This is a genomic window from Pseudomonas fluorescens NCIMB 11764, assembly GCF_000293885.2.
GTDB classification, from domain to species: Bacteria; Pseudomonadota; Gammaproteobacteria; order Pseudomonadales; family Pseudomonadaceae; genus Aquipseudomonas; species Aquipseudomonas fluorescens_B.
Genome location: NZ_CP010945.1, coordinates 788,714 through 810,956, shown reverse-complemented (window position 1 = coordinate 810,956; position 22,243 = coordinate 788,714). Strand labels below are relative to the sequence as shown.

The following is a 22,243-nucleotide window of genomic DNA, read 5'->3' as shown; positions in this document are numbered from 1 at the left end:
AAGGATGGATACGTGAACGAAACAGCCTTGCCTAAAGATGACGTGAAGCCAGTGCTTGATGCGCCGGTTGAAACTCCGGTTGAAACTGCGCCACCTGCTGCCGAGCAGCGCCGAGGCAATGGGCTGGCAATAGTCGCGTTGCTGTTGGGCGCCGCCGGTGTGGCGGTGGGCGGTTGGGGTGTCTGGCAGGTGCGTCACCTGCAAGCCAATACGCAGCAGCAGTTGAGCCAGGTGCAGGCGTTGAACGATCAGGCGCAAAGCCTGAAGCTGAATGAGCAGCGCCTGAGTGCGCGCCTTGAGCAAATGCCAGCCGCCGAAGAACTGGACGCTCGAAGCCGTCTGGTGATTCAACTGCAAGGCGATCAGCAACGTTTGAATCAACGTCTGGAAACCGTCCTCGGCGCGAGCCGCAAGGACTGGCGTCTAGCCGAGGCCGAACACTTGCTGCGCCTGGCCAGCCTGCGACTTTCGGCGTTGCAGGACATCAGCAGCGCTCAGGCCCTGGTGCAGGGCGCCGACGAAATTCTTCGTGAACAGAACGACCCGGGTTCCTTTGCCGCTCGCGAGCAAGTGGCGAAAACCCTGGTCGCCTTGCGCAGCACCGAACAGCCGGATCGCACTGGCCTTTTCCTGCGCCTGGGGGCGCTGCGCGATCAAGTCATCAACCTCACCGAGCTCGCACCCGAGTACAAGGACCGCGGCGAATCCCTGCTGGGCCTGACCGCCGATGGCGACGGCGCCAGTCGCTGGGCGCAGTGGTGGGATCAGATCTCGCGTTACATCCGCATCGATTTCAACGCTGACAAAAATGTACGTCCATTGCTGGCAGGGCAAAGCCTGAGCCAGGTGCGTCTGGCCCTGAGCCTGGCGCTGGAGCAGGCGCAGTGGGCGGCACTCAACGGTCAGGCTGCGGTTTACACCCAGGCGTTGGCCGAAGCGCGGGACGTGCTCAAAGGCAACTTCAATCCGGACAACCCGCAGAGCAAAGTGATGCTCGAGCAGGTTGGCGAACTGAGCAAGCAGCCGGTTACCGTGGTCACGCCGGATCTGACCGCCACGCTGAGCGCGGTTCAGGGCTATCTCGAGCGACGTAATGTCAACGCCGAGGATTCGATCAAACCCATGGCCAAGCCTGCCGCAAACACTCTGCCGGAGGCCACGCCATGAAGCGCCTCTATGTGATCGTGTTTCTGGTCATCGCCGCTGCCGCCGCTTTGGGGTTGGCGATTGCCGAGCATTCCGGCTACGTGCTGATCGCTTACAAGAGCTTCCGTTTCGAATCGAGCCTGTGGGCAACCCTGGCCCTGGTGGCGGTGTTGTGGCTGGTATTCTGGGGCATCAAGGCGTTGATCGAACTGGTCATGACGTCCAGTGGCGTGGTCAATCCCTGGTCGCGGCGCAACCGCAGCCGTCGGGTGCAAGTGGCGATCGAACACGGTCAGCTGGACTTGGCCGAAGGTCGCTGGGCCAGCGCGCAGCGTCATTTGCATCGCGCCGCCGAAGCCGAGCGCCAGCCACTGCTTTACTACCTCGGCGCTGCTCGCGCTGCCAACGAGCAAGGCCACTACGAGGAAAGCGACAACTTGCTGGAGCGTGCGCTGGAGCGCCAGCCCCAGGCCGAGTTGGCGATCGCCTTGAGTCACGCTCAACTGCAGAGCGATCGCGGCGACACCGATGGCGCCCTGGTGACCTTGCAGGCGATGCATGAGCGTCACCCTCATAACGTCCAGACCTTGCGCCAGTTGCAGCGTTTGCATCAACAGCGCGGTGATTGGTCGGCCGTTATTCGCCTGCTGCCGGAGCTGCGCAAGGACAAGGTCCTGCCGCCGGCCGAGCTGGCCGAACTGGAACGCCGGGCCTGGGGGGAAAACCTGTCCCTGGCGGCGCACCGCGAAGAAGACGGAACCGTCGGATTGCAATCGCTCAACCGCGCCTGGCAGCAACTCACTTCGGCACAGCGCCAGGAACCGCAACTGGTGTTGGCGTATGCCGAGCAGCTTCGGCAAATCGGCGCCCAGATCGAGGCCGAAGAGGTCTTGCGAACGGCGCTCAAGCGCAACTACGACAGCCATCTGGCCCGCCTTTACGGACTGGTTCGCGGCAGTGATCCGGCCCGTCAGCTGCAAACCGCCGAGGGCTGGCTGAAGAACCATCCGGCCGACCCGAGTCTGTTGCTGACCCTGGGTCGCCTGTGTTTGCAAAACAGTCTGTGGGGCAAGGCCCGGGACTATCTGGAAAGCAGCCTGCGCGTGCAGCGCAACCCGGAAGCCTGTGCGGAGCTGGCGCGATTGCTGGCACAACTGGGTGACACCGAGCGCAGCAATCAGTTGTTCCAGGAAGGCCTTGGCTTGCTGGATGAGCGTTTGTTGGCAGCGCCGTTGCCGGTGCCTGCAGCCGTCTAAAAGTTAACCGCTGTTGAAGCCTGTGGCGAGGCAGCTTGTTCCCGCCTGATTGCGAAGCAACCCTTTGATTTACCATGGCTGCGCAATCGAACGGGAGCAAGCTCCCTCGCCAAAAAGACGTTAATTCTTACAGTCCTGGTCGGTTGGTAACAAAGTCCTACAGAGGACTACATCTGATCCTCTCAACTCTGTCGGGAATTCCCTACACTTCTGTTGAAGTGTCCCTGCTGACCCGTCTTGTAAGGCTGGCGCGCTTTCCTCTACCGTAACCACTTGTCTCTACTGGTACGGAAAAGCCATGTCGTTGGCCTGCTCACGCTCCTTGTTTTTCATGGTTTTCGTTGCCGACGCCCTGGCCTTGGGCGTTTCCTATTACCTGGAATATGCGGTCGGCCTCCAGCCGTGCGGCATGTGCCTGTTGCAGCGGATGTGTCTGGCGTTACTCACGGGTGTCTGCCTGATGGCTTCGGTGCATGGGCCCGGCCGTTTGGGTTCTTCCCTGTATTGGCTGCTGGGTTTGCTGTGCAGCCTGGCGGGAACAGCGACGGCGTGGCGCCAGGTGTTGCTGCAAGGCGACCCGCTGCAACAGCTGTCAACGTGTTCGCCGGATCTGGCCGATCTGTTCGCAAGCAATCCCTGGGTTTATGTTGTGCAGCAAATGTTCAACGGCACGGCCGACTGTGCACGGATTTCATGGACGCTGTTCGACCTGAGCTTGCCGGAGTGGAGCCTGTTGTTCTTTGTCGCGATGACAATTCTCAGTATTCAGCAGCTGCTACGCGTTGTCTGGATCGCCTGCCGGCGACCGCTCAGCGGCGAGTCGTCGCACCCCGCGCTGGCGGGCGATTAAACACTTGTATGAACTTTATCTCCTGCGTACCTTGAAGCCACAGTCGCGCGGGCATAATCTGGCCCGCACGTGTCATTGGAATTATGTTGCTCGAATGACGCTCTGCCTGGCCGATTCTTGATCTTCAAGTGTGCGACAGGTGTAGGGCAGCATGACCCACAAGGGAAGAGAGATCACCATGCTCGAAAGTTGTCAGAATGCTCAGGAACGCTGGGGTGGAGTGCATCTGCTGATCGATCGCTGGTTGCAGGAGCGTCACGAACTGGTTCGGGCCTATGATGCTCTCGGCGCCAAGCCTGAAGCTCTGGGCGAGAACCGCAAGCCATTGCAGGAATTCTGCGGCGTGCTGGTCGATTACGTGTCTGCCGGGCACTTCGAGATCTACGAACAGCTGACGGGCGAAGCCAAGGCGTTTGGCGACACTCGCGGCCTCGAGTTGGCCGAGACGATCTACCCGCGTATCGACGTCATCACCGAGAAGCTGCTTGCGTTCAACGACCTGTGCGATGCAGGCAAGTGCGTGGCAGAGAAATTCAAGGAGCTGGGTGGCCTGTTGCACGAACGCTTCGAACTGGAAGACTGCCTGATCGAGGTGCTGCACACGGCTCACAAGGAAGAGGATTCGGTTCAAGCCTGAACCCCTTCCGGTAACACCCTCAAAAAAACGGTGCGCTTATGCGCGCCGTTTTTCGTTTGCGCTGTTCAGCCGGTGGCCCCGCGCAATTCGACTTCGAATACCAGCGGCGTGAATGGATCGATCAAGTCGCCGGCACCGTCGGCGCCATAAGCCTGTGCCGATGGAATCACCAATCGCCACTTCGCACCGACCGGCATGTTTTGCAGGGCGCTGCGCCATCCGCTGATCACACTGTCGAGACTGAACCACTGCGGCTGACTGTTCTGATCGAACACGGTGCCGTCGGGAAGTCGACCGATGTACAGGACCTGGACCTTGCCATTCGGGCCGGCTTTCGCGCCGGTGCCTGGCACCAACTCCGTCAGCAATACTCCATCGGCCAGTTCACGAACACCGGGTTTGGCTTTTTCTTCCGCGAGAAAACGTTTTTCTTTTTCGAGGGCGACTTCGCTCTGCGGCTCACTCTGTTGCAAGGCAACCTGCGCTTCATGCTCGGCCAGAATCTGTTCGATCTGCTCGTCTTTCAGGGCCAGCGGTTTGCCTCGATAGGCTTGCTGCAATCCTTCGACCAGTGCCTGAAGTTGCAGATCGGGAACCTCCTGGCGCAGACGCTCACCGAGGCTTGCGCCCAGGCTGTACGCGAGATCGTGAGCTTCATTTCCGGTGGTTTTTTCGGCGGCCTGAGCCACGGAAAAAAACATGCACAGCGATAAAAAAAGGTAGCGCGACATCGGCACTCTCCGACCTGAGATGCGGCAGATTATGCCAGTGTGAATGCGTGCGACAGTGAACTTGTTTTACGCAAGCCCGGAAGATTTTCGATCCGTTGCAACGCAGCGCTTTCGATACTGTCAACATGCCCTAGCGGCGGTAGCAGCAGAGGTCTAGTATGAGCCGCACCCACGTCAGCCAGGAGGTAAACCATGTCGGCCACCAAGAAGCCTGTAAATACCCCGTTGCACTTACTCCAACAACTCTCGGGCAGCTTGCTCGAGCATTTGGAAACCGCTTGTTCACAAGCCTTGGCTGATGCTGAAAAATTGCTCGCCAAACTGGAAAAGCAGCGCGGAAAAGCGCAGGAGAAATTGCACAAATCCCGCACCAAATTGCAGGACGCTGCGGCGGCCGGCAAGGCCAAGGCACAAGCCAAGGCGAAGGACGGAGTGAAGCAACTCGAAGACTTGCTCGACTCCCTCAAGGATCGTCAGTCCGAGACCCGCACCTACATTCTGCAACTCAAGCGCGATGCTCAAGAAAGCCTGAAACTGGCCCAGGGCGTCGGTCGTGTACAAGAGGCTGTCGGCAAGGCGTTGTCCCTGCGTTCGGCCAAGCCTGCTGCGGCCCCTGCCAAGAAAGCCGCGGCCAAACCGGCTGCTGCAAAGGCACCGGCCAAGCCTGCTGCAAAGGCTCCGGTGAAAGCCGCAGCAAAAACCGCCGCTAAACCGGCTGCGAAAAAAACGGTCGCTGCCAGCGCTGCAAAACCGGCAGCGAAAACAGCCGCTGCCAAACCTGCCGCCAAGCCAGCCACTGCCAAAACAGCAGCCGCTAAACCGGCTGCAAGAACCGCGGCGGTAAAACCTGCTGCAGCGAAAACTGCGGCGGCTAAACCGGCTGCAAGAACCGCCGCTGCCAAACCTGCTGCGGCGAAAACCGCGGCCGCTAAACCGGCTGCAAGAACCGCTGCTGCCAAACCTGCTACGGCGAAACCTGCTGCCAAACCAGCCGCCAAAACCGCCGCCGCGAAACCTGCTGCCAAGCCTGCCGCAAAACCGGTAGCGGCAAAAACCGCTGCCAAGCCAGCCGCTAAACCGGCTGCTAAATCGGCGGCAAAACCAGCTGCAAAACCAGCTGTAAAAACTGCTGCTGCCAAGCCAGCCGCCGCCAAACCAGCGACAGCCGCAAAACCAGCCGCTGCCAAACCAGCCGTGAAAAAACCGGCCGCCGTTGCCAAGCCAACCCCGGCTCCTGCTGCCAAACCAGCGACGCCAGCGCCATCCGCTTCGGCCGCTCCTGCACCAGCAGCCTCTACCTCGACAGCCACCACTGCGCCAACGCCAGTAGCGCCGTCGAGCACCAGCACCACCCCAACCAGCGCTTCCTAAGTGCCGGTTACCGCGGCGCGCAGCTGATGCAGCGCGTCGCGGCCCAGGTGTGCGGCGTCCGCCGCCACACCCTCCAGCCAGGCCGATAAATCGGTCGCCTCATCCTGCGGCCAACTTTGCGCCGATCGCTCCAGTCGCAACAACAGATGCCGTTCGGCTTCCAGCTCCAGCACTTTCACTTGTTCGCGTAACGCATCCAGTTCGGCATCTTCAGTCGCGTTGGCTTTCCATTGCAGGCGCAAGGCGCGCAGCGGTCGAACGACTTCCGTGTCCCAAGGTTCGGCCACGTTTCGCAGTTGCTGCAATCGTTGCCCGTTGCAGGCGACTCCGCGCTGTCCGAGCCACAGGCCACACAACAACAGGCACACATTCACCCCCGCCGACTGCAAAGTCAGGCACGCGGCTTCAACGCCGGGACGGGCGTAAGTGCCAAGGGAAAAGCTCCACAGGTCAGAGGACATAGTGCTACTCGCGCCAGTTGCGAGCGAAGCTGGTAGACTCCGCCGCCATTATGATTCGACTTCAGAACCTGACTTTACAGCGTGGCCCGCAACGTCTGCTAGAAGACGCCGAGCTGACCCTGCACGCCGGCCACAAAGCCGGCCTCATCGGTGCCAACGGCGCCGGCAAATCGAGCCTGTTCGCCTTGATTCGGGGCGAGCTGCACCCGGACTCGGGTGACTGCTTCCTGCCGGCCGACTGGCGCATCGCCCACATGCGCCAGGAAATCGAGACGCTCGAACGCCTGGCGGTCGACTACGTGCTCGATGGCGACCTGCGCCTGCGCGAGGTGCAACGTGACCTCGCCGCCGCCGAAGCGGCCCATGACGGTGCCGCTCAGGCCCGCCTGCACTCGGAACTCGACAGCGCCGACGGTTACACCGCCGATGCCCGCGCCCGCAAGCTGCTGGCCGGCCTGGGGTTCACCAACGAGCAGATGGATCGCCAGGTAGGAGATTTCTCTGGTGGCTGGCGGATGCGTCTGAACCTGGCGCAGGCGTTGATGTGCCCCTCGGACCTGTTGCTGCTCGACGAACCGACCAACCACTTGGACCTCGACGCCATCATCTGGCTCGAAGAATGGCTGAAAAGCTATCCCGGTACCTTGCTGCTGATTTCCCACGACCGGGACTTCCTCGACGCCGTGGTCGATCACGTGGCCCACGTCGATCAACGCAAGATCACCCTGTATCGCGGTGGTTACAGCGCTTTCGAGCGTGCCCGCGCCGAGCGTCTGGCCCAGCAACAGCAGGCCTACGAGAAGCAGCAAGCGCAACGTGCGCACATGGAAAGCTACATCGCCCGCTTCAAGGCCCAGGCGACCAAGGCCCGCCAGGCCCAGAGCCGGATCAAGGCGCTGGAGCGGATGGAAGAGTTGTCCGCCGCTCACGTCGATTCGCCGTTCGACTTCGTCTTCCGCGAGTCAACGAAGATTTCCAGCCCGCTGATCGACCTGTCCGATGCCCGTCTGGGCTACGGCGACAAAGCCGTGCTGGAGAAGGTCAAGCTGCAATTGACCCCTGGCGCGCGCATCGGTTTGCTTGGCCCCAACGGCGCCGGTAAATCGACCCTGATCAAAAACCTCGCCGGTGAACTCTCGCCGCTGGCCGGTCGACTGACCCGCGGCGAAAACACCGTCGTCGGTTACTTCGCCCAGCATCAGCTTGATTCCCTGGACTCGAAGGCCAGCCCGTTGCTGCACTTGCAGCGCCTGGCGCCGACGGAGCGCGAACAGACCCTGCGCGACTTCCTCGGCGGCTTCGACTTCCGCGGTGCGCGTATCGACGAGCCGGTGCTGAATTTCTCCGGTGGCGAGAAAGCTCGCCTGGCCCTGGCGTTGATCGCCTGGGAGCGACCGAACCTGCTGCTGCTCGACGAACCGACCAACCACCTGGACCTGGAAATGCGCCTGGCGCTGACCATGGCCCTGCAGGAGTTCAGTGGTGCAGTGCTGGTGGTCTCCCACGATCGTCATTTGCTCAAAAGCACCACCGACAATTTCTATCTGGTGGCGGACGGCAAGGTCGAGGAGTTTGACGGTGACCTGGAAGACTATGCCCGCTGGCTGGTCGATTATCGTCAGCGCAATGCCCCGGTCAGCAATACGCCAGTCAATCCGGACAAGACTGACAAGAAAGCCCAGCGTCAGGCCGCCGCCGCATTGCGTCAGCAACTGGCGCCGCACAAGCGCGAGGCTGACAAGCTCGAAGCTGAGCTGGGCAAGCTGCACGAGAAACTGGCGACGATCGACACCCGCCTCGGCGACAGCGACATTTACGAACCGGCACGCAAGAACGACCTGCGTGATCTGCTGGCTGAGCAAGCCAGGCTGAAGGTGCGCGAAGCCGAGCTGGAAGAAGCCTGGATGGAAGCGCTGGAATTGCTCGAAAGCATGCAGGCGGAGCTGGAGGCGCTGTCCTGATGGAAGCCTTCAAGCTACCGTTGCCGGCGATGTGGGTCGAGCCGATCTGGCTGGTCGTACAAATTCTGTTGATCCTGCTGGCCGGTTATATCGCTCAGCGCGTCGTCGCTAAATGCCTGACTCGATTGGGCGAGCGCTACCCCTTTCCGCCGCAGTTCTTGATGCCGCTGCGCGGCGGTCTGCGCTGGCTGATCATGGGCAGCGCGCTGATTTTCGTGCTGGAGCGCCTGGGCGTGTCGGCCACAGTGCTCTGGACCGCGTTGTCCGGTTTCGTTGCGGTGGCCGCAGTGGCGTTTTTCGCCATGTGGAGCGTGCTCTCCAATCTGCTCTGCGCGATCCTGATTTTTACCGTCGGGCCGTTCCGTATCGGTGACGTGGTCGAGTTGGTGGACACCACTGACAAGCCTGGCGTCAAAGGCCGGGTGGTGGCGATCAATCTGCTCTACACCACGTTGATCGAAGCGGAAGAGCTCGGCACCGGCAGCGCGATGGTGCAGGTGCCTAATAGCCTGTTCTTCCAGCGCTCGGTTCGACGCTGGCGGGGTACGGACGTGTTCTCGTCCGGCGGTTTCGAAAAGTAAGGCGTCCGCTGCCTGGCGCATCGCCTGCGCGAGTCATAAGACGCTGGTCGGCAGCCGCACTATCCTGCAAAAAAAATCGGTAGTCATCGGCCCCAAGCCGCATTAGCTTAGACGTCTGTCACGAGTCTGAGTCGAGGTGTGCGATGGAGCTTCAAACATGGCTGGCGTTTTTTGCCGCCTGCTGGGTGATCAGCCTGTCTCCCGGTGCCGGCGCCATTGCGTCGATGTCCAGCGGTCTGCAATACGGTTTCTGGCGCGGTTACTGGAATGCCCTGGGCCTGCAATTGGGCCTGGCGGTGCAGATCGCGATTGTCGGTGCCGGTGTTGGCGCGATTCTCACGGCATCGGCCACTGCGTTTTATGCGATCAAATGGTTCGGCGTGGCGTACCTGGTTTATCTTGCGATCAAGCAATGGCGCGCGCTGCCGAGCGACATGAGTGACGACGCGGCCGTGCGCCAGATCGGCAAGCCGATGGCGCTGGTGTTCCGCGGTTTTCTGGTCAACATCAGCAACCCCAAGGCCCTGGTGTTCATGCTCGCGGTATTGCCGCAGTTCATTGACCCGCATGCGCCGCTGCTGGCTCAGTACCTGATCATCGGCGTGACCATGGTCTGTGTGGATCTGATTGTCATGGCCGGTTACACCGGGTTGGCGTCCAAGGTGCTGCGCTTGTTGCGCACGCCCAAGCAGCAAAAACGCATGAACCGCACCTTTGCCGGGCTGTTTATCGGCGCGGCGGCGTTCATGGCGACGCTGCGCAAAGCCGCGGTTTAAAGCTCGCAACCACAAAAAAGGCGACCTCACGAGGTCGCCTTTTTAGTTTGTCGCGAACCCATTGTGGCGAGCGAGCTTGCTCGCGCTCAAGTGCGAAGCGCTTGCATGAGGTTGGGACCGCTTCGCAGCCCAGCGGGAGCAAGCTCCCTCGCCACACTGGGGCAGCCGGGATTCAGCGCAAAATCACCGGCGCCGTATCCCGTGGCAAGTTGTTGCGCAACGGGGCTTGCCCCGGCTGCTCGTAACCACCGCCACCGAGTTGTTGGCTCAACTGCCCTGCCACGTCTTCACCCAGCGCCTTGGACACGTCACGAACCACCCGTGGGCGGTTCAGCGAAACCTTGATGTCCCGGCCATTCACCAGTTTGGTGTCCTGACCTTCGCCCATCGCTGTGAACGCCGAGGTGATTTCAAAAGTCCGGGTGTTGATCAGGCTGAAGTCCGCCACCAGGGTCAGGCCCAACACGGCCGAATGGCTGTCGGTGTTGGCCAGCTCGGTCACGTCGCGCGTGAAGTCAATGTCCGACACGGTGCCGAACAGCACATAGTCGGCACCCTTGAAGTTGCCGGCCTTGATCCGTTTGATCACGTCATAGACATCACCCTTGGACGAGGCGGTATACGGCGTGCCTTGCACCAGCTGAAACATGCCGGTGCGCAATATCTCGCCCTTGATGTCGCCGGTGAATTTACGCAATTCACCTTGCTCGATGTAGCTGTAGGTGGCCTCGATTTCGTTGTAGCTCGAAGAACCGCTGGCGCTGTAGTAACTCTCGCGGTGATTGCTCTGGGCCGAAACGATGTGGATGTATTGTTCCACTCGCTCCTGATACGCCAGGTCCGTTACCGCGACTTTCGGGGCCGCCTGCGCGCTGAACGCACAAGCCAGGGCCATCATGCCAATCCATGCGCGCATCGATTAACGCTCCGTGGTCTTGCGGATCTCTTTCTCGTCCATCCACTCGGCCAGACCGCTTTCAACGTCGATCAATTGCAGGCTGAATTTGTAGAAGACGTCCTTGTAGTCGCTGCTGCGCTTGACGATGGAGCTGATCGAACCTTCAAGACGGTATTTGGCGGCGATCATGTTGCCGGTCTTGGCCACAGTGGCTTTCTTGTACAGGCCGCTCTGGTTTTGCAGCTTCAGCTGGTCAACCTGGCTTTGCATCGCGGTGTTGTCGCTGGCGAAACGGGCGGTGCCGGACTTCATCAGCTGGGTCTTGATGCTGGTGGTGATTTCACGGGTGTCGATGTATTCGCTGGTCTTGTTCTTCACGTCGTAGACCTGAACCACCGGACGACCTTGCAGAATGCCGGACTGTGCCAGGGAGCGGGTCATGGACTCGGCAATCATCTGCAGGTCGGTGGAGCCGAACTCGTTGGTCACGGTTTCCACGGCCTTGGTGTCGCCGTAGCTGATGTTTTTGCTGCCCAGGGTAGGCGAGGTATTGGCGCAACCGCTGGCCAGCAGGGCGATAACGGCGATGAACGAAAAACGTGCAAACATGGGAATGCTCTCTAAAACTGATCGAATAGGGTGTTAAGGCGTTTTGATTTCGAGGCGGAAATCCACGGCTTTGGCGGTGGGCGCGATGGCCTGGATGAAACTGGTCTGCTCGCCGTACATCATCTGGCTTTTCCAGGTTTCTTCTTCGGCAATCGGGAAGCCTTCTGGGCCGAGCCAGGCAAAGCGGTAGTAGAAGGTCTTGTTGTTGAAGCTGGTGTTGCTCAGCTGCACATTGACCGTCATGAAGCCGTTTTCCCGGGCGACGCGCATGGCGCCCACCACAATGTTCTTCAACTTGCCCATGGCCACGACTTTGCTGGCGGCGCTGCCTGGCTCAGGTGGCGGCGGTGTGGCGCAACCGGCCAGCAAGGCCAGGGCGACGACAGCGATGAGTTTGAAACGCATGTAAAGACTCCGTTCTTAAGGTTGTTTGAGGCTGGCCACAGCCGTCGGGGTGCTGCTCGAGACGACGTGAGCCGCCAGGCCGCTGGCAAACACCTGGTTGCCCACGGCACGCAGGCTGATGACCTGATAGCGTTGATCGACGGTGACCTTGACCACCGAACCGCCGACCGCACTTGGCAGCGTGACCTGGTGCTCGCCTTTCTTCAGGCGCAGGCGCACCACCTGGGTGTTGTCCGGCAGGGTGCGCCACGTACGGGTATCGGCACCCTCGAGCACGGCTGAAGTGATACCGACCGCCAGGCCCGCGAGCGGGTTGGTTTCGTTGATTTTCTTCTGCGCGATGCCTTTGGTTACGGCGCGTACGGTGGTGCGCACGATGATGCCCGGCATGTCGTCACGCAGCGCGCGGCGGGACATGGCGGTGATGCTGTTGAGTTGCGTCAGGTTGAGCTGCTGGCCGTCCACGCCGATCTGGGCGAGCGTGGCGGTGGAGGTATCAGGCTTGATGATCGGGAACGACAGCGGGGTGATCACCACATTGCCGCTGATCGGCAGAGGCAGGGGCACGCGGATCGAATCCCGGGCTGGCGCCAGGCCGCTTTGCACGACGATCAGGATGTCGCTGTCCTCGTCCTTGGCGTTTTTCTTGTCGAGGTCTTTCAGTGCCTGTTCCAGCAGTGGGGTGTTCGGGCGCAGTTCGGCCGCTTTGCGATAACCCGGCGCGGCCAGGTCTTTTTCACCCAGGGCTTCATAGACGAAGCCGGCCAGGTAATGGCTGAACGCACTCTGGTAGCTGTTTTTCAGGCCGACCACTTCCGGCGCATCGAGGCTGGCGACCGGGTAACCCTGCAGGTCCTTGTATTCGGTCTTGATGCCTTCTTTCTCGGCTTCCTCTTCGCTCTTGAGGTATTCCTTGTCGCGCAGGTCGGCGATCACCGCTTCACGTTCGTGGGTTTTCTTGATCGCAGTGCGCGCGCCGTCGAAGTCATTCACGGCCAGCAGGTTCAGGGCCATTTGCGTAGTCAGCATGACTTTTTCGTAGTCGTAGCCTTCGTAGCGACGGACCTTGTCGTTCACCAGGAAGCTGCCGAACTGAGCGAGGTACTTGCCGGTATCCAGCTTGACCGCGTCCTCCCACTGGCCGACCACCGTATCGGCGCTGGTCCAGGCGTTCTGGCTGCCGGACAAGTCGCCCTTGGCGCGCAGCAGTTCACCTTTCTCGAAGTAATACAGCAGGTCCTTGTCTTCGCCGGTGTTGTTCTTTTCCAGCAGGGTCAGCGCGGCGTCGACATTGCCGGAAGCCAGCTGCTGGTTGGTTTGTGCGAGTTCCGAGTCGTAGTTGCGGAATGCCGAACAGCCGGAGAGCAAAGTGACAGCGCTGAGCGCGATCAAGGTTAAGGCGCGGGAGGCCATAGTACTTCTTCCCTGAATGTATGCAGCCGTGCTTGCTGGTCGGGCTGTTGAGACCTATCGGCGCAGACGGGCGTCCTGCCAATTCCTCATGAGCAGAGGAGCTTGAGTGCCATGTCGATCAATTACAGGCGCGGCATTATAAACAGGGATGGTGGCTACGTAATGGCTTTTTAGTTGCGTTTTTATAGAAAGTGCCATCATCGGGCAGCGACGAAAATCGAGGCTTCATGCGGCGTTTCACACAACAAAGCTTGAGCGAAAGTCATTCGAAGTGAACAATGTGTTACTTCGTATTTCCAATTGAGATTCATTCATGACTGCCCCGTCCCGTTTCCTGGCCTGGCTGGTGTTGCCACTGTTTGCCTTGTGCAGTTCCCATCTGCTGGCCGACACCGTGGAAGGCGCGCCGCAAGCGCTGCATTTGCTCGATTACATCGGTGCGGACTACCCGCAATCGGTACAAGCGGGCAAGGTCATCAATGAATCCGAGTACCGCGAGCAACTGGAATTTACCAAGGTGTTGCAAGGCTTGATCGCCGCCATGCCGGACAAAGCGGAAAAGGCTGGGTTGGAGCAGGGCGTCAGCACGCTGCACCGCGCCATCGCCGCTCGTCAGGACGGCGCAGACGTCGCCCGGCAGGCTCGGCAGCTGGGAGCGAAGCTGGCCGTGGCTTATGAAGTCAGTCAGGCGCCGATCATTACGCCGGACCCGACCCGGGGCGCGCCGCTGTACGCCCAGCATTGTTCGGTCTGCCATGGCGATGCCGGTGCCGGCGATGGCCCGGCCGGTGTCGGTCTGACGCCGCCGCCGGCCAATCTGCGCGATGTCGCGCGCCAGGACCGATTGAGCCTCTACGCGATCTACAACACCTTGGGGATGGGCGTGGAAGGCACCGACATGCCGGCCTTCGCCGATCAGCTGGACGACCGTCAGCGTTGGGACCTGGCGACCTACATCGCCAGTTTCAGTGCTGATCCGGCCGCGGCAACATCCGATAAAACCTACAACATCGCCGACCTCGCCCGTCAGACCCCGGCCGAAGTGCTGGCCGCCGAAGGCCCGCAAGCGGCAGCGACCTTCCGCGCCCAGCGTTCGCAACCGCCGCAGGTCAAGCGTGGCCCGGCGCAATTGCTCGACTACACCGCTGCAACACTGGACAAAAGCGTCGCGGCCTATCGCGCCGGCGATCACGATCAGGCCTATGACCTGTCGGTGGCGGCGTACCTGGAAGGTTTCGAGCTGGTCGAAAGCTCCCTGGACAATGTCGACGCCAATGTGCGCAAAGACACTGAAAAATCCCTGATGGCTTACCGTCAGTCGTTGCAGGACGGCTTGTCGGTGGCCGAGGTCCAGAAACGTCTGGACGCGGCCAAAGCCAGGTTGAAAGAATCTGCCAGCCTGCTCGGCAGTGATGGTTTGAGCTGGTCCCTGAGCTACATTTCCGGTCTGCTGATTCTGTTGCGCGAAGGTCTGGAAGCGATTCTGGTGCTGGCGGCGATCCTTGCGTTCCTGCGCAACACTGGCCAGCAATCGGCGGTGCGCAGTGTCAACGTCGGTTGGGGCCTGGCGCTGGTGGCCGGTCTGGCAACATGGGCGCTGGCGGCGTTTGTGATCGACGTCAGCGGCTCGCAGCGTGAATTGCTGGAAGGCGCGACGGCGTTGTTCGCCGCGGTTATGGTGCTCTGGCTCGGCGTGTGGATGCACGACCGTCGCCACGCAGCGGCCTGGCAGGATTACATCAAGAGCAGCCTGGTGGGCGGCGGCGGGCGTTTCGGCTTTGCGACGCTGGCGTTTTTCTCGGTGTATCGCGAGTTGTTTGAGGTGATCCTGTTCTACGAGACCTTGTGGTTGCAGGCGGGACCAGCAGGGCATAACGCGGTATTGGCTGGCGGTGCCACGGCGCTGGTGCTGCTGGTGGGCCTGGCGTGGGTGATCCTGCGGGGCTCGGCGAAACTGCCGCTGTCGCTGTTCTTCAGCATCAATGCCGGGTTGCTGTGCGCACTGTCGGTGGTGTTTGCCGGTCACGGTGTGAAGGCATTGCAGGAAGCCGGGATCTTCGGTACGCGGCCGGTGCCGTTCTTTGAGTTCGACTGGCTGGGCATCCATGCTGATGCGTATTCGCTGAGTGCTCAGGCGGTGGCGATCATTGCGATCATTGTGTTGTATGGGCGTAGCTGGATGGCGGAGAAGCGGCGGGTGTCTGTTTCTTGAAAGCATTCGCTGCGCTCACAATCGCGAGCAGGCTCGCTCCCACAGGATGGCGTATAACCTGTGGGAGCGAGCCTGCTCGCGATTTTTTTGGAGAGGTCAAACCCAATGCGTGTGTGGATCGATGCCGACGCCTGCCCTCGGGCGGCCAAGGATCTGGTGGTTAAGTTCGCCCTCAAGCGTCAGTTCGAAGTGGTGCTGGTGGCGGGGCAGCCGCAGATCAAGCCTGGGTTGGCGCTGGTGAAGCTGATTGTGGTGCCGAGTGGCCCGGATGCGGCGGACGACTATCTGGTGGAGCACGCGGTGCCCGGCGAGCTGGTGATCTGCAGCGACGTGCCACTGGCCGACCGGCTAGTGAAAAAAGGCGTTGCAGCGCTGGACCCGCGGGGCAAGGAGTTCGACGCGCAGAACATGGGTGATCGGCTGGCGGTGCGCAACCTGTTCACCGACTTGCGTGAACAGGGGCAGATGAGCGGCGGGCCGGCACCGTTTGGCGAGCGGGAGAAGCAGGCGTTTGCCAATGCGCTGGACCGGATTCTTACGCGGCTAACGCGCAAGCCCTGAACGGACTCTGTTCCTGTGGCGAGGGAGCTTGCTCCCGCTGGGGTGCGAAGCAGCCCCAAAACGAGCGGGAGCAAGCTCCCTCGCCACAAAAGCTCCTTATGCCATCCGTCAGGCGTCGTTTTCGTGGGTCAGTTCGAGGACGCGGTCGACCAGTTTGTTGATGCCGGACGCGGCTTCGCTGATCGATTGCGCCAGCATGTACGCCGGCGTGCTCACCAGTTTGCGGGCCTTGTCTTCAACGATGTCAGTCACCGCGCAGTCCGTGTGGGTCGCGCCCATCTTGTTCATCGCAGCGGCAGTGTCGGTATCGTTGCCGATGGTGCAGGTCACGCCCGGCCCATAGATCTTCGCGGCCAGTGCCGGGGAGATGCAGATCAGCCCGACCGGTTTACCCGCTTCGGCAAACGCTTCAGCCAGCGCCAGGACTTCCGGTTGAACGGTGCAGCCGGCGCCTTCGATCGCGAAGTTCGACAGGTTCTTCGCCGCGCCAAAACCACCGGGCACGATCAGCGCGTCGAAGTCTTCGACGTCGGCCTCACGGAGGTCCTTGATGTTGCCCCGGGCGATCCGCGCCGATTCCACCAGCACATTGCGTGATTCGGGCATCTCTTCGCCAGTCAGGTGGTTGATCACATGCAGCTGTGCGATGTTGGGGGCAAAGCACTGCACCTGAGCGCCACGCTGGTCCAGGCGCAGGAGGGTGATCACACTCTCGTGGATCTCGGCGCCGTCGTAGACGCCACAGCCGGAAAGGATCACTGCAATTTTTTTGCTCATGGGTTTTTCTCCAGATTCATGGCGTTAAATGTCCACTAATTTGTCACTCGTTGCCATAGGGTTAATTCGCGGCTAAACATAGGATCTGTCCTCAAGATTCCGATCAGGGCGCGTCATGGACTTCATTCTGTATGCGGTGCCGTTCTTCTTTGTGCTGATTGCCGTCGAACTGCTGGCCGACCGCTGGCGCGGGGTGAGCAATTATCGGGTGGCCGACGCGATCAACAGCATCAGCACCGGCGTGCTGTCCACCACGACGGGCCTGTTGACCAAGGGTGTGGGGCTGGTGACGTACGCATTTGCCCTCAAGCACCTGGCACTGTTCGAGCTCTCGGCCGACAGTGTCTGGGTCTGGGTGTTTGCCTTTGTCCTCTATGACTTCTGCTACTACTGGCTGCATCGCATGGGTCACGAACGCAATATCCTCTGGGCAGCGCATTCGGTGCATCACCAGAGCGAGGACTACAACCTCTCCACAGCGTTGCGCCAGACCAGTACCGGGTTTCTGCTGAGCTGGATTTTCTACCTGCCGATGGCCGTGCTCGGCGTGCCGCTGCTGGTGTTCATCAGCGTCGCCGCGTTGAATCTGCTGTACCAATTCTGGGTGCATACGCGGCACATTCCCAAGCTCGGCTGGTTCGAGTGGTTCTTCGTCACACCTTCCAATCATCGGGCCCACCATGCACAGAACGCTCTCTACATGGATCGCAACTACGGCGGGGTGTTCATTATTTGGGACCGTCTGTTTGGCTCGTTCCAGGAAGAAGACGACAACGAGCCGGTGATTTTCGGCGTGACCACGCCACTGGCGAGCTGGAATCCGTTATGGGCAAACGTGCAGTTTTACGCGCAGCTCTGGGAGGACGCGCGGCGGGCTGAAAGCACCTGGGACAAGCTGCGGATCTGGTTCATGCGCACCGGTTGGCGGCCGGCGGACGTGGCGCAAAAGTACCCGATGAACAAACCGGACCTGAGTCAGTTTCGCAAATTCGAAGTACCGCTGGATGGGCGTCAGCAGGTTTACGTCCTGTTGCAGTTCTGCGTCTACATCGCGCTGGGCAGCTACTTGATGAACTTCGAGCCGCATCTGCCGACCTCCGCATTGGTGCTCGGCTGGAGTGCGGTGGCCTTGGGTTTGTTTACGTTGGGCGTGGCCCTGGAGAATCGCCCGTGGGCGTTGAAGCTGGAGCTGCTGCGCCTGGCATCGAATGTGCCGCTGGTGTGGCTGGCGCCGCTGGTGGGGCTGTGGCCGGCCAGCGCGGTGGGCTGGGTCGGCCTGCTGAGTTACAGCCTGCTCAGCGGGATCGGTCTCTACTGTTGCAGAAACCGCATCACTCGGTTGGCGTCTTGACCTCGGCGGCCTTGTCCTGTTCGGCTTTCAAGGCCTGCTCGTCGGCATAGACCTGCTTCGCCAGACGGGCGTTCTTGAAGCGTCGGCGCAACCACAGCACGACGCCCAGCACCAGCAGGGCGCCGAGCACCCATAGCTCGTACTTCTTGACGCTGCCCAGCATGCCTTCGAGCACCGCGCCGAAGTGATAGGCGGCGGCGGCCAGGGCGCTTGCCCAGATCGCGGCACCAATCCCGTTCAGCAGCAAGTAACGTCCTGGCGGATAGCCTGACAGGCCGATCGCCACCGGCATCACCGTGCGCAAACCGTAGACAAAGCGGAAGCTCAGCACCCAGATGTCCGGATGCCTGCGGATGTGTTCCAGCGCCCGATCACCCATCAACTGCCAGCGTGGCTTGCGCGCCAGCAGCTTGCGGCCGTGCTTGCGTCCCAGGAAGTACCACAGCTGATCGCCGGCATAGCTGCCGAAAAAAGCCACGACCACCACCAGGTTGATGTCCATGTATCCACGGAACGCGAGGAAGCCCGCGAGCACCAGAATGGTTTCGCCTTCGAAGAACGTGCCGAGAAAAAGGGCAAAGTAGCCGAAGTCATGCAGAAGTTGTTGGAGCATTGTCTGGGTGCTGGCGAAATGAACGCGCAGCCTAACCCTTCGTGCACATTCATGAAAGTGTCCAAATGTGTCTCGACGTGAACATTTCCTACAAGGACAATGGAATGCGACTACCTGTCACAGGGGTGCACATAACTGTAATACGTTGGTCATAATGGCCGCTTATAACTGTCACGCTCGCCCGTTAGCGCGGGCTCAGGAGTCTGCCGTGAGCTTTACCCCCGCCAACCGTTTGTTCCCTGGAACCCGTCTGCGTCGTAACCGACGTGATGATTTTTCGCGTCGACTGGTACGTGAAAACGTCCTGACCGTCGACGACCTGATCCTGCCGGTGTTCGTGCTCGAGGGTGAAAACCGTCGTGAAGCGGTGGCCTCGATGCCTGGCGTTGAACGCCTGACCATCGACCTGTTGCTGGAAGAAGCGGCCAAGTGGGTCGAGCTGGGCATTCCGGCCGTGGCGCTGTTCCCGGTCACGCCGCCCGAACTCAAGTCGCTGGACGCCGCCGAAGCCTGGAATCCCGAGGGCATTGCCCAGCGCGCCACCCGCGCGCTGCGTGCGCAGTTCCCTGAACTGGGCGTGATCACCGACGTCGCGCTGGACCCGTTCACCACCCACGGTCAGGACGGCATCCTCGACGAAGAAGGCTATGTGCAGAACGACATCACCGTCGATGCGCTGGTCAGGCAGGCCCTGTCCCACGCCGAAGCCGGCGCTCAGGTGGTGGCCCCGTCGGACATGATGGACGGTCGCATCCAGGCGATCCGCGAAGCCCTTGAACTGGCCGATCACGTCAACGTGCGGATCATGGCCTATTCGGCGAAGTACGCCAGCGCCTATTACGGCCCGTTCCGCGATGCGGTGGGGTCGGCGCTGAACCTGGGCAAGGCCAACAAGGCCTCCTATCAGATGGACCCGGCCAACAGCAACGAAGCCCTGCACGAAGTGGCGGCGGACTTGTCAGAAGGCGCGGACATGGTCATGGTCAAGCCAGGCATGCCGTACCTGGACATCCTTTACCGGGTCAAGGAAGAATTCAAAGTGCCGACCTTTGTCTATCAGGTCAGCGGTGAATACGCCATGCACATGGCGGCGATCCAGAATGGCTGGTTGAGCGAAGGGGTTATCCTCGAATCCCTGACCGCTTTTAAACGTGCAGGCGCTGATGGCATCCTGACTTACTTTGCCGTTCGTGCTGCTCAACTGTTACGAGAGCAAAAATAGCCCTCCCAGGAACATTCGATGAATACCGAAGGACTCACTGAAGTTGCAGTACAAGAGGCTCAACCTGTGGTGGAGCAGATCGCCGAAACCCCGCCGGTGCTGGAGCCTGCTCCGCCCGCGGTGGTGGTCGAAACCGCGCCGGCGGCGCCAGCGATTGTCGTTCCAGGCCTGGATGACAGCAGCCTGTACATCCATCGCGAGCTTTCGCAACTGCAGTTCAATATCCGCGTGCTGGAACAGGCGCTGGATGAGTCCTACCCGTTGCTGGAGCGGCTGAAGTTCCTGCTGATTTTCTCCAGCAACCTGGACGAGTTCTTCGAAATTCGTGTGGCCGGCCTCAAGAAGCAGATCACCTTCGCCCGTGAACAGGCCGGCGCCGATGGTCTGCAACCGCACCAGGCCCTGGCCCGGATCAGCGAACTGGTGCACGGCTACGTAGACCGCCAGTACGCGATCCTCAACGACATTCTGTTGCCGGAACTGGAGAAACATCAGGTCCGCTTCATCCGTCGCCGTTACTGGACCACCAAGCTCAAGACCTGGGTTCGCCGTTATTTTCGCGACGAGATCGCGCCGATCATCACCCCGATCGGCCTCGACCCGACGCACCCGTTCCCGTTGCTGGTGAACAAGAGCCTGAACTTTATCGTCGAGCTCGAAGGCATCGACGCCTTCGGTCGCGATTCCGGTCTGGCGATCATCCCGGCGCCGCGTCTGTTGCCTCGCATCATCAAGGTCCCGGAAGAAGTCGGCGGCCCTGGCGACAACTATGTATTCCTGTCGTCGATGATCCACGCGCACGCCGATGACCTGTTCCAGGGCATGAAGGTCAAGGGCTGCTACCAGTTCCGCCTGACCCGAAACGCCGACCTGGCCGTCGACACCGAAGACGTGGAAGACCTGGCCCGCGCCCTGCGCGGCGAACTGTTCTCCCGTCGCTACGGTGACGCGGTACGCCTGGAAGTGGCCGATACCTGCCCGAAACACCTGTCCGATTACTTGCTCAAGCAGTTCAACCTGCACGAGACCGAGTTGTACCAGGTCAACGGCCCGGTCAACCTGACCCGTCTGTTCAGCATCACCGGCCTCGACAGTCAGCGCGAGCTGCAATACCTGCCGTTCACGCCGCAGATCCCGAAACTGCTGCAGAACAGCGAGAACATTTTCAGCGTGATCAGCAAGCAGGACATCTTGCTGCTGCACCCGTTCGAGTCGTTTACGCCTGTCGTCGATTTGCTGCGCCAGGCTGCCAAGGACCCGCATGTACTGGCGGTCCGTCAGACGCTGTACCGCTCCGGCGCCAACTCGGAAATCGTTGATGCGCTGGTGGATGCGGCGCGTAACGGCAAGGAAGTCACTGCGGTGATCGAATTGCGTGCGCGGTTCGACGAAGAGTCCAACCTGCAACTGGCCAGCCGTCTGCAGGCGGCCGGTGCGGTGGTGATCTACGGCGTGGTCGGCTTCAAGACCCACGCCAAGATGATGCTGATTCTGCGTCGCGAGGCCGGCGAGATTGTGCGTTACGCCCACTTGGGTACGGGTAACTACCACGCCGCCAACGCCCGTTTGTACACCGACTACAGCTTGCTGACCTCCGATGACGCCTTGTGCGAAGACGTCGGCAAACTGTTCAGCCAGCTGATCGGCATGGGCAAGACCCTGCGCATGAAGAAGCTGCTGCACGCGCCGTTCACGTTGAAGAAGGGCATGCTCGACATGATTGCCCGTGAGACTCAGTTCGCCCTCGACGGCAAACCGGCGCACATCATCGCCAAGTTCAACTCGCTGACCGATCCGAAGATCATCCGTGCGTTGTACAAGGCCAGCCAGTCGGGCGTGCGCATCGATCTGGTGGTGCGTGGCATGTGCTGCCTGCGTCCGGGCATCGCCGGGGTTTCGCACAACATCCACGTGCGCTCGATCATCGGTCGCTTCCTGGAGCACACGCGAGTCTTCTACTTCTTGAATGGCGGTGACGAGCAGATGTTCCTGTCCAGTGCCGACTGGATGGAGCGCAACCTCGACAAGCGCGTCGAGACTTGCTTCCCGGTGGAAGGCAAGAAGCTGATCATGCGGGTCAAGAAAGAGCTGGAGCTTTACCTGACCGACAATACTCACAGCTGGAGCCTGCAGGCGGACGGTCGTTACATCCGCAACACGCCAACCGGCAACCAGAACCCGCGCAGTGCGCAGGCCACGTTGCTGGAGCGGTTGGGCAGTCCGATTCTGGCTGTGCGTTGACCCTGCACGCTGCATAAAAAATGGCGATCCCTGCGGATCGCCATTTTTGTTTGTAGCGAGATGCCTGTGGCGAGGGAGCTTGCTCCCGCTGGACTGCGCAGCAGTCCCTCTTTTGGGGGCGCTTCGCACCCCAGCGGGAGCAAGCTCCCTCGCCACAGGGATTGTGTTCGC

General features: G+C 60.8%; 21 protein-coding genes. 13 read left to right on the top strand and 8 right to left on the bottom strand.

Annotated elements, in window-relative coordinates; all coding sequences use genetic code 11:
* The first annotated feature begins 12 nt into the window (after positions 1-12).
* The 4 genes from B723_RS03770 to B723_RS03755 all read left to right on the top strand — a co-directional run bounded on the left by B723_RS03770 (position 13) and on the right by B723_RS03755 (position 3,889).
* Entirely contained in the window at positions 13-1,167 is a 1,155-nt protein-coding gene (locus tag B723_RS03770; protein ID WP_017341428.1) for a uroporphyrinogen-III C-methyltransferase, read from the top strand.
* A complete protein-coding gene (locus B723_RS03765) occupies positions 1,164-2,402 on the top strand; it encodes a heme biosynthesis protein HemY (RefSeq protein ID WP_017341427.1) in 1,239 nt (412 codons plus the stop codon). Before B723_RS03770 ends, B723_RS03765 begins: the two co-directional genes overlap by 4 nt.
* Positions 2,403-2,700: 298 nt before the next feature.
* Positions 2,701-3,252 carry a disulfide bond formation protein B gene (locus tag B723_RS03760; protein ID WP_017341426.1) on the top strand — a complete coding sequence of 184 codons (552 nt, stop codon included), beginning with the start codon at positions 2,701-2,703 and terminating at the stop codon, positions 3,250-3,252.
* A 178-nt stretch (positions 3,253-3,430) separates the two neighbouring features.
* Positions 3,431-3,889 carry an Rsd/AlgQ family anti-sigma factor gene (locus tag B723_RS03755; RefSeq protein WP_007899333.1) on the top strand — a complete coding sequence of 153 codons (459 nt, stop codon included), beginning with the start codon at positions 3,431-3,433 and terminating at the stop codon, positions 3,887-3,889.
* Positions 3,890-3,954: 65 nt separating this feature from the next.
* On the opposite strand, the gene B723_RS03750 is transcribed toward B723_RS03755, so the two are convergent.
* Complete coding sequence (locus B723_RS03750) at positions 3,955-4,620, bottom strand: FKBP-type peptidyl-prolyl cis-trans isomerase (RefSeq protein ID WP_017341425.1); 666 nt, start codon at positions 4,618-4,620, stop codon at positions 3,955-3,957.
* Positions 4,621-4,812: 192 nt separating this feature from the next.
* On the opposite strand from B723_RS03750, the gene B723_RS03745 reads away from it, so the two are divergent.
* Complete coding sequence (locus B723_RS03745; RefSeq protein WP_017341424.1) at positions 4,813-5,991, top strand: AlgP family protein; 1,179 nt, start codon at positions 4,813-4,815, stop codon at positions 5,989-5,991.
* On the opposite strand, the gene B723_RS03740 is transcribed toward B723_RS03745, so the two are convergent.
* A complete protein-coding gene (locus tag B723_RS03740) occupies positions 5,988-6,452 on the bottom strand; it encodes a TIGR02444 family protein (protein WP_017341423.1) in 465 nt (154 codons plus the stop codon). The genes B723_RS03745 and B723_RS03740 overlap by 4 nt on opposite strands.
* A gap of 50 nt (positions 6,453-6,502) precedes the next feature.
* On the opposite strand from B723_RS03740, the gene B723_RS03735 reads away from it, so the two are divergent.
* The 3 genes from B723_RS03735 to rhtB all read left to right on the top strand — a co-directional run bounded on the left by B723_RS03735 (position 6,503) and on the right by rhtB (position 9,770).
* On the top strand, positions 6,503-8,413 hold the full coding sequence (locus B723_RS03735; RefSeq protein ID WP_017341422.1) for an ATP-binding cassette domain-containing protein: 1,911 nt from the start codon (positions 6,503-6,505) through the stop codon (positions 8,411-8,413).
* Complete coding sequence (locus B723_RS03730; protein WP_017341421.1) at positions 8,413-8,994, top strand: mechanosensitive ion channel family protein; 582 nt, start codon at positions 8,413-8,415, stop codon at positions 8,992-8,994. Before B723_RS03735 ends, B723_RS03730 begins: the two co-directional genes overlap by 1 nt.
* Positions 8,995-9,137: 143 nt before the next feature.
* Positions 9,138-9,770, top strand: a complete 633-nt coding sequence (gene rhtB / locus B723_RS03725; RefSeq protein ID WP_017341420.1) for a homoserine/homoserine lactone efflux protein — start codon at positions 9,138-9,140, stop codon at positions 9,768-9,770.
* A gap of 172 nt (positions 9,771-9,942) precedes the next feature.
* On the opposite strand, the gene B723_RS03720 is transcribed toward rhtB, so the two are convergent.
* Genes B723_RS03720 through B723_RS03705 form a run of 4 tightly spaced genes read right to left on the bottom strand, consistent with a single transcriptional unit; the run spans position 9,943 to position 13,095 of the window.
* Positions 9,943-10,686: a hypothetical protein gene (locus B723_RS03720; RefSeq protein ID WP_017341419.1), complete on the bottom strand. Its 744-nt coding sequence runs from the start codon at positions 10,684-10,686 to the stop codon at positions 9,943-9,945.
* Between the two features lie 3 nt (positions 10,687-10,689).
* The gene (lpoB, locus tag B723_RS03715; protein WP_017341418.1) at positions 10,690-11,277 is read right to left on the bottom strand and encodes a penicillin-binding protein activator LpoB; all 588 of its coding nucleotides are present in this window, start codon (positions 11,275-11,277) and stop codon (positions 10,690-10,692) included.
* Between the two features lie 33 nt (positions 11,278-11,310).
* Positions 11,311-11,682, bottom strand: coding sequence for a YcfL family protein (locus tag B723_RS03710; RefSeq protein ID WP_017341417.1), 372 nt, complete (start codon positions 11,680-11,682; stop codon positions 11,311-11,313).
* Positions 11,683-11,697: 15 nt separating this feature from the next.
* Positions 11,698-13,095, bottom strand: a complete 1,398-nt coding sequence (locus tag B723_RS03705) for a COG3014 family protein (RefSeq protein WP_017341416.1) — start codon at positions 13,093-13,095, stop codon at positions 11,698-11,700.
* A 313-nt stretch (positions 13,096-13,408) separates the two neighbouring features.
* Here B723_RS03705 and B723_RS03700 point away from each other — a divergent pair, with 313 nt between their 5' ends.
* Together B723_RS03700 and B723_RS03695 are read left to right on the top strand one after the other, a co-directional pair.
* Positions 13,409-15,307, top strand: a complete 1,899-nt coding sequence (locus B723_RS03700; RefSeq protein WP_017341415.1) for an FTR1 family protein — start codon at positions 13,409-13,411, stop codon at positions 15,305-15,307.
* A 105-nt stretch (positions 15,308-15,412) separates the two neighbouring features.
* Positions 15,413-15,868: a YaiI/YqxD family protein gene (locus tag B723_RS03695; RefSeq protein WP_017341414.1), complete on the top strand. Its 456-nt coding sequence runs from the start codon at positions 15,413-15,415 to the stop codon at positions 15,866-15,868.
* A 108-nt stretch (positions 15,869-15,976) separates the two neighbouring features.
* On the opposite strand, the gene elbB is transcribed toward B723_RS03695, so the two are convergent.
* The gene (gene elbB, locus B723_RS03690; protein ID WP_017341413.1) at positions 15,977-16,645 is read right to left on the bottom strand and encodes an isoprenoid biosynthesis glyoxalase ElbB; all 669 of its coding nucleotides are present in this window, start codon (positions 16,643-16,645) and stop codon (positions 15,977-15,979) included.
* Positions 16,646-16,760: 115 nt separating this feature from the next.
* On the opposite strand from elbB, the gene B723_RS03685 reads away from it, so the two are divergent.
* Entirely contained in the window at positions 16,761-17,996 is a 1,236-nt protein-coding gene (locus B723_RS03685; protein WP_017341412.1) for a sterol desaturase family protein, read from the top strand.
* On the opposite strand, the gene B723_RS03680 is transcribed toward B723_RS03685, so the two are convergent.
* Entirely contained in the window at positions 17,977-18,609 is a 633-nt protein-coding gene (locus B723_RS03680; RefSeq protein WP_017341411.1) for a DedA family protein, read from the bottom strand. The genes B723_RS03685 and B723_RS03680 overlap by 20 nt on opposite strands.
* A 208-nt stretch (positions 18,610-18,817) precedes the next feature.
* Between B723_RS03680 and hemB the strand changes: the two genes are divergently transcribed.
* Together hemB and ppk1 are read left to right on the top strand one after the other, a co-directional pair.
* Positions 18,818-19,831, top strand: a complete 1,014-nt coding sequence (gene hemB / locus B723_RS03675; protein WP_017341410.1) for a porphobilinogen synthase — start codon at positions 18,818-18,820, stop codon at positions 19,829-19,831.
* Between the two features lie 18 nt (positions 19,832-19,849).
* A complete protein-coding gene (gene ppk1 / locus B723_RS03670; protein WP_017341409.1) occupies positions 19,850-22,072 on the top strand; it encodes a polyphosphate kinase 1 in 2,223 nt (740 codons plus the stop codon).
* The last annotated feature ends 171 nt before the right edge of the window (positions 22,073-22,243 follow it).

Excerpts from the sequence above, each read along its gene's own strand:
- B723_RS03765 (WP_017341427.1), top strand. The coding sequence starts at position 1,164 with ATGAAGCGCCTCTATGTGATCGTGTTTCTGGTCATCGCCGCTGCCGCC.
- B723_RS03760 (WP_017341426.1), top strand. The coding sequence starts at position 2,701 with ATGTCGTTGGCCTGCTCACGCTCCTTGTTTTTCATGGTTTTCGTTGCC.
- B723_RS03755 (WP_007899333.1), top strand. The coding sequence starts at position 3,431 with ATGCTCGAAAGTTGTCAGAATGCTCAGGAACGCTGGGGTGGAGTGCAT.
- B723_RS03750 (WP_017341425.1), bottom strand. The coding sequence starts at position 4,620 with ATGTCGCGCTACCTTTTTTTATCGCTGTGCATGTTTTTTTCCGTGGCT.
- B723_RS03745 (WP_017341424.1), top strand. The coding sequence starts at position 4,813 with ATGTCGGCCACCAAGAAGCCTGTAAATACCCCGTTGCACTTACTCCAA.
- B723_RS03740 (WP_017341423.1), bottom strand. The coding sequence starts at position 6,452 with ATGTCCTCTGACCTGTGGAGCTTTTCCCTTGGCACTTACGCCCGTCCC.
- B723_RS03735 (WP_017341422.1), top strand. The coding sequence starts at position 6,503 with ATGATTCGACTTCAGAACCTGACTTTACAGCGTGGCCCGCAACGTCTG.
- B723_RS03730 (WP_017341421.1), top strand. The coding sequence starts at position 8,413 with ATGGAAGCCTTCAAGCTACCGTTGCCGGCGATGTGGGTCGAGCCGATC.
- rhtB (WP_017341420.1), top strand. The coding sequence starts at position 9,138 with ATGGAGCTTCAAACATGGCTGGCGTTTTTTGCCGCCTGCTGGGTGATC.
- B723_RS03720 (WP_017341419.1), bottom strand. The coding sequence starts at position 10,686 with ATGCGCGCATGGATTGGCATGATGGCCCTGGCTTGTGCGTTCAGCGCG.
- lpoB (WP_017341418.1), bottom strand. The coding sequence starts at position 11,277 with ATGTTTGCACGTTTTTCGTTCATCGCCGTTATCGCCCTGCTGGCCAGC.
- B723_RS03710 (WP_017341417.1), bottom strand. The coding sequence starts at position 11,682 with ATGCGTTTCAAACTCATCGCTGTCGTCGCCCTGGCCTTGCTGGCCGGT.
- B723_RS03705 (WP_017341416.1), bottom strand. The coding sequence starts at position 13,095 with ATGGCCTCCCGCGCCTTAACCTTGATCGCGCTCAGCGCTGTCACTTTG.
- B723_RS03700 (WP_017341415.1), top strand. The coding sequence starts at position 13,409 with ATGACTGCCCCGTCCCGTTTCCTGGCCTGGCTGGTGTTGCCACTGTTT.
- B723_RS03695 (WP_017341414.1), top strand. The coding sequence starts at position 15,413 with ATGCGTGTGTGGATCGATGCCGACGCCTGCCCTCGGGCGGCCAAGGAT.
- elbB (WP_017341413.1), bottom strand. The coding sequence starts at position 16,645 with ATGAGCAAAAAAATTGCAGTGATCCTTTCCGGCTGTGGCGTCTACGAC.
- B723_RS03685 (WP_017341412.1), top strand. The coding sequence starts at position 16,761 with ATGGACTTCATTCTGTATGCGGTGCCGTTCTTCTTTGTGCTGATTGCC.
- B723_RS03680 (WP_017341411.1), bottom strand. The coding sequence starts at position 18,609 with ATGCTCCAACAACTTCTGCATGACTTCGGCTACTTTGCCCTTTTTCTC.
- ppk1 (WP_017341409.1), top strand. The coding sequence starts at position 19,850 with ATGAATACCGAAGGACTCACTGAAGTTGCAGTACAAGAGGCTCAACCT.